At 60.4% G+C, this 10,306-nt stretch carries 12 protein-coding genes, 1 pseudogene and 1 riboswitch; of the genes and pseudogenes, 7 read left to right on the top strand and 6 right to left on the bottom strand.

Annotated elements, in window-relative coordinates:
* Nucleotides 1-63 precede the first annotated feature (63 nt).
* Nucleotides 64-693, bottom strand: a complete 630-nt coding sequence (locus AC1DVH_RS20500; RefSeq protein WP_477755332.1) for a LysE family translocator — start codon at nt 691-693, stop codon at nt 64-66.
* A gap of 91 nt (nt 694-784) precedes the next feature.
* Between AC1DVH_RS20500 and AC1DVH_RS20495 the strand changes: the two genes are divergently transcribed.
* The 3 genes from AC1DVH_RS20495 to AC1DVH_RS20485 all read left to right on the top strand — a co-directional run bounded on the left by AC1DVH_RS20495 (nt 785) and on the right by AC1DVH_RS20485 (nt 3,632).
* Complete coding sequence (locus AC1DVH_RS20495) at nt 785-1,750, top strand: 2-hydroxyacid dehydrogenase (RefSeq protein WP_477755331.1); 966 nt, start codon at nt 785-787, stop codon at nt 1,748-1,750.
* A gap of 33 nt (nt 1,751-1,783) precedes the next feature.
* Complete coding sequence (locus AC1DVH_RS20490) at nt 1,784-2,782, top strand: methyltransferase (RefSeq protein ID WP_477755330.1); 999 nt, start codon at nt 1,784-1,786, stop codon at nt 2,780-2,782.
* Between the two features lie 51 nt (nt 2,783-2,833).
* Nucleotides 2,834-2,958: riboswitch (yybP-ykoY riboswitch) on the top strand.
* A gap of 89 nt (nt 2,959-3,047) precedes the next feature.
* Nucleotides 3,048-3,632 carry a TMEM165/GDT1 family protein gene (locus AC1DVH_RS20485; protein ID WP_223461170.1) on the top strand — a complete coding sequence of 195 codons (585 nt, stop codon included), beginning with the start codon at nt 3,048-3,050 and terminating at the stop codon, nt 3,630-3,632.
* 146 nt (nt 3,633-3,778) lie between these two features.
* On the opposite strand, the gene AC1DVH_RS20480 is transcribed toward AC1DVH_RS20485, so the two are convergent.
* A complete protein-coding gene (locus AC1DVH_RS20480; protein WP_477755329.1) occupies nt 3,779-4,597 on the bottom strand; it encodes a M48 family metallopeptidase in 819 nt (272 codons plus the stop codon).
* A 272-nt stretch (nt 4,598-4,869) separates the two neighbouring features.
* Here AC1DVH_RS20480 and AC1DVH_RS20475 point away from each other — a divergent pair.
* Both AC1DVH_RS20475 and AC1DVH_RS20470 read left to right on the top strand, forming a co-directional pair.
* Nucleotides 4,870-6,156, top strand: a pseudogene (locus AC1DVH_RS20475) (methyl-accepting chemotaxis protein); the annotation flags it as partial.
* 12 nt (nt 6,157-6,168) lie between these two features.
* On the top strand, nt 6,169-7,011 hold the full coding sequence (locus tag AC1DVH_RS20470) for a methyl-accepting chemotaxis protein (RefSeq protein ID WP_477755333.1): 843 nt from the start codon (nt 6,169-6,171) through the stop codon (nt 7,009-7,011).
* A gap of 57 nt (nt 7,012-7,068) precedes the next feature.
* On the opposite strand, the gene AC1DVH_RS20465 is transcribed toward AC1DVH_RS20470, so the two are convergent.
* Genes AC1DVH_RS20465 through AC1DVH_RS20455 form a run of 3 tightly spaced genes read right to left on the bottom strand, consistent with a single transcriptional unit; the run spans nt 7,069 to nt 8,180 of the window.
* Nucleotides 7,069-7,692 (bottom strand): SOS response-associated peptidase, encoded by a 624-nt coding sequence (locus tag AC1DVH_RS20465; RefSeq protein ID WP_108214888.1) that lies wholly within the window; start codon nt 7,690-7,692, stop codon nt 7,069-7,071.
* Between the two features lie 35 nt (nt 7,693-7,727).
* Nucleotides 7,728-7,988: a putative signal transducing protein gene (locus tag AC1DVH_RS20460; protein ID WP_477755328.1), complete on the bottom strand. Its 261-nt coding sequence runs from the start codon at nt 7,986-7,988 to the stop codon at nt 7,728-7,730.
* Nucleotides 7,989-7,997: 9 nt separating this feature from the next.
* Nucleotides 7,998-8,180 carry a CPXCG motif-containing cysteine-rich protein gene (locus AC1DVH_RS20455; protein WP_218426687.1) on the bottom strand — a complete coding sequence of 61 codons (183 nt, stop codon included), beginning with the start codon at nt 8,178-8,180 and terminating at the stop codon, nt 7,998-8,000.
* A gap of 139 nt (nt 8,181-8,319) precedes the next feature.
* Here AC1DVH_RS20455 and AC1DVH_RS20450 point away from each other — a divergent pair, with 139 nt between their 5' ends.
* Entirely contained in the window at nt 8,320-9,486 is a 1,167-nt protein-coding gene (locus tag AC1DVH_RS20450) for a 1-acyl-sn-glycerol-3-phosphate acyltransferase (protein ID WP_477755327.1), read from the top strand.
* 77 nt (nt 9,487-9,563) lie between these two features.
* Here AC1DVH_RS20450 and AC1DVH_RS20445 read toward each other — a convergent pair whose 3' ends face one another.
* Entirely contained in the window at nt 9,564-9,842 is a 279-nt protein-coding gene (locus tag AC1DVH_RS20445) for a hypothetical protein (protein WP_477755326.1), read from the bottom strand.
* Between the two features lie 190 nt (nt 9,843-10,032).
* On the opposite strand from AC1DVH_RS20445, the gene AC1DVH_RS20440 reads away from it, so the two are divergent.
* The gene (locus tag AC1DVH_RS20440; RefSeq protein WP_085613384.1) at nt 10,033-10,239 is read left to right on the top strand and encodes a hypothetical protein; all 207 of its coding nucleotides are present in this window, start codon (nt 10,033-10,035) and stop codon (nt 10,237-10,239) included.
* Nucleotides 10,240-10,306: the final 67 nt, after the last annotated feature.

The raw sequence follows: 10,306 nt of genomic DNA, 5'->3' as shown, positions 1-10,306 counted from the left end.
CTTTTGATCTTCAACATTATTGGAATCGCCAAAAGATCGCAGCCTGCGGCAGCTCCTACGAAATCAATGCATCTCGGTAAAAGCCAGCTTCACGCCAATCGCAATCAGCACCGCGCCCATGGTCCGGTCGAACCAGTGACCCATGCGCGCAAAACCGGCGCGCACGCGCTGCTGGCTGAACAGCATCGCCACCAGGCAGAACCAGGTTGCCGTCGCCACCGCCAGGTAAACCCCGTAACCGGCCTGCACGGCAAGTGGCGTTTGCGGATTGATGACCACGGTGAACAGCGAGAGGAAGAACAGCGTGGCTTTCGGGTTGAGACCGTTGGTGACGAAACCTGAGGTGAAGGCACCCCGGGGCGTGCGCTCGCCGGCTTCCTTGTGCAGATCATCCGCCACAGGCTTGGCCGGTTGCGCGCGCAGTGCCTTGTAACCGATGTACAGCAGGTAAGCGGCGGCGGCCCATTTCAAGGCATTGAACAGCACGATCGACTGGGACACGATCAGGCCGATACCCAACAGCGAATAACCCACGTGCAGGAAAATCGCCGTCCCCACACCCAGCGCGGTCCAGGTGCCCGCGCGGCGACCGTGGGTAACACTCTCACGCACCACCACGGCAAAGTCCGGGCCGGGGCTGGCCACGGCCAGCAGGTGAATCAGGGCAACGGTCAAGAACTCTGTCCAGTACATGGGGGCTCCTTCAGGCCAAGCGTAATGATTTATTTCATCTGGTAGGCTCGGCAGATTACGCCTTCAGTTTATTGCACAAAAGGTACAGTTGATGACGAACACTCGCCGCGCCGTTTTTCTCGACCATCCGTCCCTGGACCTCGGCGACCTTGACCTCAATCCGCTGCGCAGTTGTTTCAGCGTATTGCAGCTGTTCGCCCAGACCTTGCCCGATCAAGTCATCGAACACCTCAAGGGCGCAACCGTTGCCATCAGCAACAAAATTGTCATCGATGCCGCCGCCATGGCCGCCAGCCCTGATCTCAAGCTGATCCTGATCACCGCCACCGGCACCAACAATGTCGACCTCGCCGCCGCCCGCGCCCACGGCATCACCGTGTGCAACTGCCAGGGTTACGGCACACCGTCGGTGGCGCAGCACACGATCATGCTGCTGCTCAACCTGGCCACGCGTCTGGCCGATTATCAAAAAGCCGTCGGCGCAGGCCGCTGGCAGCAGGCCAAACAGTTCTGTTTGCTGGATTACCCGATTGTCGAACTCGAAAGCAAAACCCTTGGACTGCTGGGCCACGGCGAATTGGGCGGCGCAGTCGCACGGCTGGCCGAAGCCTTCGGCATGCGCGTTCTGCTGGGGCAAATTCCCGGACGCCCCGCCCGGCCGGACCGCTTGCCGTTGGATGAACTGTTGCCACAGGTCGATGCCCTGACCTTGCACTGCCCACTCAACGAACATACCCGCCACTTCATCGGTGCCCGTGAACTGGCCTCGATGAAGCCCGGTGCATTTGTGGTCAACACCGCACGCGGTGGTCTGATCGACGAACAGGCACTGGCCGACGCCCTGCGCAACGGGCATCTGGGTGGCGCCGCCACGGACGTGCTGAGCGTCGAGCCACCCATTAATGGCAATCCGCTGCTGGCCCACGATATTCCGCGCCTGATCGTCACCCCGCACAACGCCTGGGGCAGCCGCGAAGCGCGCCAGCGAATCGTTGGCCAAGTGACCGAAAACGCACTGGGATACTTCAGCGGTAAGGCGCTGCGGGTCGTCAGTTGATAAACTGCGGCACTTTTTTTCACGGGAGCAGTTATGGATCCGCGCAGTGAAGTACTGCTTCGTCAGGCCGAGTTATTCCAGGGGTCGGTGTTGCTGGCCGGTTTGCCCGCCGACGACTTGCTGGGCCGTCTGCCCGACGCTCACGGCTGGTGCTGGCACGCCGGCGATCAGGCCGCGCTGGACGCCCGCTTTGCCGAGCGCAGCCATTTTGGTGTGAATGCGCCTGAGCGCGCGTTCGATACCGCCGTGGTGTTTTTGCCCAAGGCCAAGGACCTGACCGACTACATCCTCAACGTCCTCGCCTCGCGGCTGGCCGGCCGCGAGCTGTATTTGGTCGGCGAGAAAAAAAGCGGCATCGAGGGTGCCGCCAAACAACTCAACCCGTTCGGCAAGCCACGCAAGCTCGACAGCGCGCGGCACTGCCAGCTCTGGCTGGTCACCGTGGCCAACGCGCCTGAAGCCAAACCGCTGGAAAGCCTGGCGCAGACCTATGAACTGCCACTGGCCGAAGGCCCGTTGAAAGTCATCAGCCTGCCGGGTGTGTTCAGCCACGGTCGTCTGGATCGCGGCAGCGCGCTGCTGCTGGAGCATCTGGACAAACTGCCCAGCGGTCACTTGCTCGATTTCGGTTGCGGCGCAGGGGTTCTGGGCGCGGCGGTGAAACGTCGTTACCCGCACAACCAGGTCACATTGCTGGATGTGGATGCCTTTGCCGCTGCCAGCAGTCGCCTGACCCTGGCGGCCAATGGTCTGGAAGCCGAGGTGATTACCGGTGACGGCATCGATGCCGCCCCCATGGGCTTGAATGCGATCCTCAGTAATCCGCCGTTCCATGTCGGCGTCCATACCGATTACTTCGCAACTGAGAACTTGCTGCGAAAAGCAGCCAAACACCTGAAAAACGGTGGCGAACTGCGCTTGGTGGCGAACAGCTTCCTGAAGTACCAGCCACTGATCGAAGAGCACCTGGGCACCTGCACGATCAAGGCAGAAGGCCAGGGTTTTCGCATCTACCGGGCCAAACGCAGCTAAGGCTTTTTTTGAAAAAGAAGGCTTGCCGAATGGATTTTGCCTAGGCAGAATCCGCTCCGTCCTAGGGGAGTAGTCTCCCACGAGCGCCACGCTCGTCCGGCATGCGTCAACATACTTGGTCAAAAGATCATGGCGCATGCGACCCAAGCATCCACATCAGATGGATCGCAGGGTTTGACAAGACCTATGACACGAACACCTTACCCGGGGCGGGAAGGCTGTACGTGTCATAGCCGTGTCGACCCGCCCCTTAGGAAAACCCCTGATGCTGGATTCACTACTCGTACCTACCGCAATCGTTGCCTTGGCCGAAATCGGCGACAAGACGCAACTGCTCGCGCTCATTCTCGCTGCCCGCTTCCGCAAGCCCTGGCCGATCATCGCCGGCATCGTCGCCGCGACCCTGGCCAACCACGCTGCAGCCGGTGCGATAGGCGCCTGGGTCGGCAGTTTCTTCTCGGATACGATGCTGCACTGGATCCTCGCCGCGAGCTTCGCCGCGACCGCACTGTGGACCCTGGTCCCGGACAAGATGGATGACGACGAAGCCAGCACCGCCCGCAAGTTCGGGCCATTCCTGACTACGCTGATCGCGTTCTTCCTGGCGGAAATCGGCGACAAGACTCAGATCGCTACCGTGATGCTCGCGGCCCAGTATCCAGAGCTTTGGCTGGTGATCATCGGCACCACCCTTGGCATGCTGATTGCCAACGTACCGGTGGTACTGGCGGGCAACTTTGCCGCAGACAAATTGCCCTTGACCCTGATCCGTCGACTGGCGGCGTCGGCGTTCTTCATCCTGGCGATTGTCGCGGTGTACAAGGCGATGCAGAGTAGCGGGTGGGTTTGACGGTTTAGGTCGATAGACCGAGTTATCGTTCATCGTCGGAACGCCGCCCGGAGCAAGCTCGCTCCCACAGGGTTCGGCGTCGAGCACAAAACCAATGTGGGAGCGAGCTTGCTCGCGATGGCGGTAGCGGCCTCACCGCATAGACATCAGGACTTCTTGGCCTGCTCATACAAAGGCATGACTTTCGGAATCGCCGCCTGCAACGCCGCAATACGACTCGACGACGCCGGGTGAGTACTCATGAACTCCGGTGGCGCACCTTCCGAGACCTTGCTCATCTTGTTCCACAGGGTGATTGCGGCATTCGGGTTGTAGCCAGCACGGGCCGCCAGTTCCAGGCCGATCAGGTCCGCTTCGTTTTCATTGGCGCGGCTGTTAGGCAAGGTCATGCCGTAGTTGGCCACGGTATCGGCCAGGGCCATGGTGTCCTGCCCCAACCCCAACAAGGCACCGGCGCCCTGCTTCGCCATTTCGATGCCGTAAGCCTTGGACATCGCTTCACGACCGTGCTCGCGCAAGGCGTGGGCGATTTCATGGCCCATGATCGCGGCGATTTCATCGTCGGTCAGGTGCAGGCTGTCGATCAGCCCGGTGTAAAAGATGATCTTGCCGCCAGGACCGCAGTTGGCGTTGAGTTCATCGCTCTTGATCAGGTTGACTTCCCACTTCCATTGGGCCGCGTCCGGACGGAAGTTCGGTGCCTGGGCAATCAGCCGGTCGGCAATCGCCTGAACCCGCCGGGCTTCATTGCTGGTCTTGTCCAGCACACCTTTGCTGGACGCTTCGCCCACTGTCTTCTGATAGGACTGGGCGTACATCTGGTCGACCTCTTGCGAGGACAACATGCTGAACATGTACTGCTTGCGCTCAATGCCCACGGCACCGCCGCTGGTGGTATTGACCGACTGACAACCGGTGAGCAGCAGCGCTGCGCTCAGTGCACTGACAACCAAAATCTTGTTCATCAAAAAATTCCCTGAAAACATGCCGCGTATCCTAGGCGTGGAAATGTGTCGACGCCAGATACAATGGACGTAAGACGCACAATTCGGACAAAGCTCTCATCGCCGTAGAAAACAATTCACATACGCCGACAACCCGCAGTCCATCCCGCCGCGCATTGATTCAATTACGACATCCAACACCCGAAAACAGTCATTTCAACTGCCCGCGCTCATGCCCGCCCGACACCCTGCCGATACACCTGGGCAGACGTCCTTTCGCGTGCGGAGCCACCATGAAATTCAAATCGATCCAGTTTTCCGTGGCGGCCCTTGCCGGCGCCATTGTCCTTAGTGTCGTGGTAGCGCTGGTGGTGTACGCGCTGTTTTCCGGCGCCCGGACGCAAGACATGGTCCAGGAACGGACCCAGGCACAATTCGAGCAAGTCATCGAACAACGCCTGACGTCCCTGGCGCAAACCCAGGTCAGCCAGATCCAGCGTGAACTCGAAGCACCGCTGCTGATTGCCGGCGCACTGGTGCGGGTCAACGCCCTGATTGGCACACCGGGTGCCAATGGCCAGCCTGCGCTGAGCCTCAGCCGCGAGCAATTGATCGGCCTGATCAAGGAAAACGTAGTCAAGAACCCGAAAATCCTCGGCACCTATATCGGTTGGGAGAAAGACGCACTGGATCACAACGATGCGGCCTACGTCGGCACCCAGGTAGTCGGCATCGACGCCGCCAACGGGCGCTTCCTGCCCTGGTGGTTCCGCAACGACGATGGCACCCTGGGCCTGGACAAACTGGTGGACGTCGACGACCAGAAAACCCTGTCCACCGGCGTGCGCGCCAGCGAGTACTACCTGTGCTCAAAAGAAACCAAAAAATCCTGCGTGATCGATCCGGCGCCTTATAAGGTGGGCGACAAAATCGTCATGCTCGCCTCCTTTATTGAACCGATCATGCTCAACGGTGCCTTCCAGGGCATCGTCGGCGCTGACCTGTCGGTGAACTTCATCCAGGAAATGCTCCTGGGCGCCAACCAGAAACTCTACAGCGGCGCCGGGGAAATGGCCCTGATCGGCGGCAATGGCCGGATCGTTGCTTACACCAAGGATCCGAGCAAATTCGGCGAGAAGGTCAGCGACATCCTCGACAGCAAGCAGATCGCCAACATGGCCAATCTCAAGCGCGGCGAAGTCACCTATTCCGTCGACAAGACCCAAGGCCGGATCGAGTTGTACCTGCCGTTCGGCATCGGCCAGACTGACGCCCGCTGGACCTTGATGCTGCAGCTGCCGCTCAATGCGGTCATGGCCGACCTGCAAAAACTCCAGGCCGACCTGAACGCACAGCGCAAATCCGACACCTTCGGCATGGCGATGGTCGGTCTGGTGATTGCCGGTATCGGTTTGCTGGTGATCTGGCTGGTGGGCCACGGCATCGCCCGTCCGCTCAAGCAGATGGTGGCCATGCTCGACGATATCGCCCAGGGCGAAGGTGACCTGACCCGGCGCCTGACCAGCGACCGCACCGATGAACTGGGTTCGATCGCCAAAGGTTTCAACACGTTCCTGGCCAAGTTGCAGGCGATGATCACCCAGGTGGTGACGTCGGTGCAGAGCGTCAGCGATTCGTCGGAACACACCGCCGACATCGCCATCCGCACCAACACCGGTGTACATAAACAAATGGCCGAGATCGATCAGGTGGCCACCGCCGTGCAGGAAATGACAGCCACCGCCCAGKACGTGGCGCGCAATGCGACCAAGGCCGCACAGGCCGCCAGCCATGCCGATCAGGCCGCCAGCCAGGGCATGCAGATCGTGCGCGACACCTCGAACTCGATTGGCGCCCTCGCCGTGGAAATCGGCCGCGCCGTGGGCGTGGTGCAAACCCTGGCCAAGGACAGCGAAAACATCAACGCCATCCTCACCGCCATTCGCGGGATCGCCGAGCAGACCAACCTGCTGGCCCTGAACGCAGCCATCGAAGCCGCCCGCGCCGGTGAACAGGGCCGAGGTTTTGCGGTAGTGGCCGACGAGGTGCGCAACCTGGCGCAGAAGACGCAAAAGGCCACCGAAGAAATCCAGACCATGATCCAGCAACTGCAGCAAGGCACGCGGGATGTGGTGCGGGTCATGGAAGACAGCCAGAACCGTACGGACGAAAGCGTACAGCACGCGGCCAAGGCCGCCGAAGCACTGGAAACCATCACTCAGGCGGTGTCGGTGATCAACGACATGAATACCCAGATCGCCAGCGCGGCCGAAGAGCAAAGTGCGGTGGCGGACGACATCAACCGCAACGTGATCAACATCGGCCAGGTGGCCAATGAAGTGGCCGGCGGCGCCGATGAGTCGAGCGCGGCCAGTGCGGATTTGACCAAGCTGGCCGAGCAGCAGCGGCGGTTGATCAATCAGTTCAGGGTCTGATCCGAAGGCCCCATCGCGAGCAAGCTCGCGATGGGGCCGGTTCAGCCACCCAATAGCTCAACCCGGAGTGAGGCACTCCGGTCCATTGAGCTTCGGATCATTCACCATGTTGGCCAGGACCCGTTCGCGCAATGCGGCAGGCTCACTGGCCAGCAATCCTTGCAAGACATGCAACGGCGTCTCGGGATCCAGCCACGCGGCCTGACCCGCCTCATCCAGAATCAACGGCCGCCGCTGGCTTGCCGCCGGTTGGGTAATCACGGCGGTACTCAGCCAAACCTGCTCTTGCACCGGATACGCCTCCCAGATCGCCGCAAAAAATAATGACGAGCCCTCCCCCGGTGTCAGCCAGTACGGGCGCTTGCGCGTTGTGCCGCGCCATTCGTAGAAACCATTGGCCGGCAACAGGCAGCGGCGCTCGCGCAAAGCCTGGCGAAACATTGGCTGTTCGGCAACGGTTTCGGCGCGGGCATGGGCCGGGGTGCGGGACAGATCGGTCAGCCAGGGTGGCGTCAGCCCCCAGCGGGCACGGGCCAGCGTGCGCTGGCCGTCAGGCCCGGCCCGCAGCATCAACACCGAATCATTGGGGGAAATGTTCCACTGCGCCTGCTGGTCGGCGGGAAAACCGGGCAGCGCCGCGAAGGCGGGGTTCCAGCGAAACAGGGCATAACGTCCACACATGGGGCAATACGGCTCTTGATCAAACGAACGCCAGCCTAACAGACCAGCGTGCCGGGAAAGCTGTCCGGTTCATCGCCGGACAGCGGCAGCGCGGCATTGTACGCGGTGATCAGCTCGCGGGCGTATTCGGCCTGATCGTTCTCGACCGACAACCCGAGCAGGCCATAGATCGGCAACTCCCCGGAGCCGCCGAGCAAATCACGGCCCACCAGATACGCCTCGATGCCCTCGCTGGCGAGCATGCCTTGCAGCAATTCGCCYTCCATCAGGTTCTCCGGATCGTAGATGCGTTGCATACATGCCCCTCAGTCGTTTTCACTGAACACTTCGAGATGCCATTCCTCTTCATGAACCTGCAACACGAAGGTTATCGGCCGGCAGCACACCTGACAGTCTTCAATATACGTCTGATCCCCGCCGGACAGATCCAGGGTGGTCTCGACTTCCTCACCACAATACGGACATTCATATTGCGCAGTTTCCAGCATCGCGGTCTCCCAGGTGACTTGTGCGTATAATCGCCGGTCTATTTGCAGGGCTATTTTTGTCTGGCTACTTTTTCAGACCGTGCCCCGCCGGTTTTCGATCAGAACCTTTACTTACCCTAGCCGTTTCTAACAAGAGAGCATGATGGGCGAATTCGATGCCATCCGACCTTACGACGACAGTGAAGTCCCGGCAGTGCTGGCACGACTGCTCGGCGACAAGGCGTTTCTAGATATCCTCACCCACTTCCGCTTCCCGCGTTTCGCCGGCGCTTTAGGCTGGGCACTCAAACCTCTTATAGCCCATCGGTTGCGCCGTGAGTTTGCCGGCATTACCTCCGTGGCCACGTTACAGGACAAAGTCGAGGTTTACGTCGACCACACCATCGAGCGCGCCACCGACGGTGTCACTTATACCGGGGTGGAGCAATTCAAGTCCGGCAATGCCTACCTGTTTATCGCCAACCACCGCGATATCGTGATGGACCCGGCCTTCGTCAACTATGCCGTGTACCACGCCGGCCTGCCGACCCCGCGCATCGCCATTGGCGACAACCTGCTGCAAAAGCCTTTCGTCAGCGACCTGATGCGCCTGAACAAGAGCTTCATCGTGCACCGCTCGATCAGCGGTCGCCGGGAGAAAATGGCGGCCTATCAATTGCTGTCGGCGTACATCAACCATTCGATCCGCAACGATTGCGCCTCGATCTGGATTGCCCAGGCCGAGGGCCGCGCCAAGGACGGTGACGACCGTACCGAATCGGCGATCCTCAAGATGTTCCACATGAGTCGCAAGGACGAGCCGTTCGGCGAGGTCATCCAGTCGCTGAACCTGACCCCGGTGTCGATCAGCTACGAATACGACCCCTGCGATCAGGCCAAGGCCCGCGAGCTTTACATCCGCGCCACCACCGGCAGCTACACCAAGGTGCCCGGCGAGGATGACGTAAGCATTGCCAAGGGCATCACCGGCTACAAGGGTCGGGTGCATGTGAACTTTGCCGCGCCGATCAGCGAACTGTTCGAAGACACCAAGCAGTTGGCGGTCGAGATGGACAAGCAAATCCTCAGCGGCTATCGCTTGTTCCCGGTGCACTACCTGGCGTACGCACAGTGGAAAGACGCCGATACGCAGTTGCAGGTGCCAAAAGCCGCCGAAGTGTTCCCGGCCGAGGAACTCGCCAAGGCCCAGGAAGAATGGCAACGCCGCCTGGACGCCTGCCCTGAAGAGCATCGTCCGTTCCTGGTGCTGCAATATGCGACGCCGGTGCGCAATCAGTACCGGGTGAAGGCAGGGTTGCCGCTGTAAGCGGTTTCGGCCAGATACAAAAAACGGCGCTTGCGAGCGCCGTTTTTTTTTGCAAGATCTTTGGCTTCAATAAAGCTCTAGACCTGAGTACTGACCCAGGAAACCAGCAGCGCCATCCCCATGCAGGCAAAACCGAAGATGTAGAAAAACCGGTTCTTGCGCAAGGTCGCCCAGTCCAGCGCGGGCTCTACATTGGAGCTGCTCTGCCGCTGCACCTGCAAACTGGCCATCGCGCGCAGTTCGCGGCGACGGGTGGCGTGCAGCAGCCAGCCGCCCGGGAAGGCAAAGAGCAAGGCCAGCAGATTGATCAATTTGGCGGGATGGGCGGTAAACAGCGTCATCAAGTGCAGCGACATCACAAACCTCAAGTCAAACAGGTGGCAGGTGCCGGACCGGCGACCGCGGCGCGGATTCTACCGAAAGCCTGCGCGCCTGCCCTCTGTTTCCGACAAATAACGAAGTAATTGATCAATGGCTGTCCTGCGTCACGGCTTCGTCATCTGTATCGGCGACCATGCGCGCCTCGAAACCGACAGGGACTACGTCATGCTCCACGCCGAAAACCAGGATCGTCTTTACCTCATCAGCCCCAGCGACGAACAGCAAGCCCTCGTCGGCAGCCTCGCTTTCAACGTTCAGGATCGCCATTGGCTGGTGTATTGCGCCTTGGGCGGGCATCAACATGCGGATTTGCCGGAAACGGATTTGCTGACGGGTGTGAGTGTGCTGGATTTTTACTCGCAAGCGGCCTGACACCCCCGATCTCCTGTGGGAGCGAGCCTGCTCGCGATGGACTTGAAGACACCGCGGGGTATCAGAT

The organism is Pseudomonas sp. P4_C3 (assembly GCF_056402075.1).
This window is presented reverse-complemented; position numbering and strand designations above follow the sequence as displayed.

Coding starts and splice junctions, on each gene's coding strand:
- AC1DVH_RS20500 (WP_477755332.1), bottom strand. CDS start 693: ATGTACTGGACAGAGTTCTTGACCGTTGCCCTGATTCACCTGCTGGCC.
- AC1DVH_RS20455 (WP_218426687.1), bottom strand. CDS start 8,180: ATGCTGGAAACTGCGCAATATGAATGTCCGTATTGTGGTGAGGAAGTC.
- AC1DVH_RS20465 (WP_108214888.1), bottom strand. CDS start 7,692: ATGTGTGGACGTTATGCCCTGTTTCGCTGGAACCCCGCCTTCGCGGCG.
- AC1DVH_RS20450 (WP_477755327.1), top strand. CDS start 8,320: ATGATGGGCGAATTCGATGCCATCCGACCTTACGACGACAGTGAAGTC.
- AC1DVH_RS20485 (WP_223461170.1), top strand. CDS start 3,048: ATGCTGGATTCACTACTCGTACCTACCGCAATCGTTGCCTTGGCCGAA.
- AC1DVH_RS20440 (WP_085613384.1), top strand. CDS start 10,033: ATGCTCCACGCCGAAAACCAGGATCGTCTTTACCTCATCAGCCCCAGC.
- AC1DVH_RS20490 (WP_477755330.1), top strand. CDS start 1,784: ATGGATCCGCGCAGTGAAGTACTGCTTCGTCAGGCCGAGTTATTCCAG.
- AC1DVH_RS20445 (WP_477755326.1), bottom strand. CDS start 9,842: ATGTCGCTGCACTTGATGACGCTGTTTACCGCCCATCCCGCCAAATTG.
- AC1DVH_RS20495 (WP_477755331.1), top strand. CDS start 785: ATGACGAACACTCGCCGCGCCGTTTTTCTCGACCATCCGTCCCTGGAC.
- AC1DVH_RS20480 (WP_477755329.1), bottom strand. CDS start 4,597: ATGAACAAGATTTTGGTTGTCAGTGCACTGAGCGCAGCGCTGCTGCTC.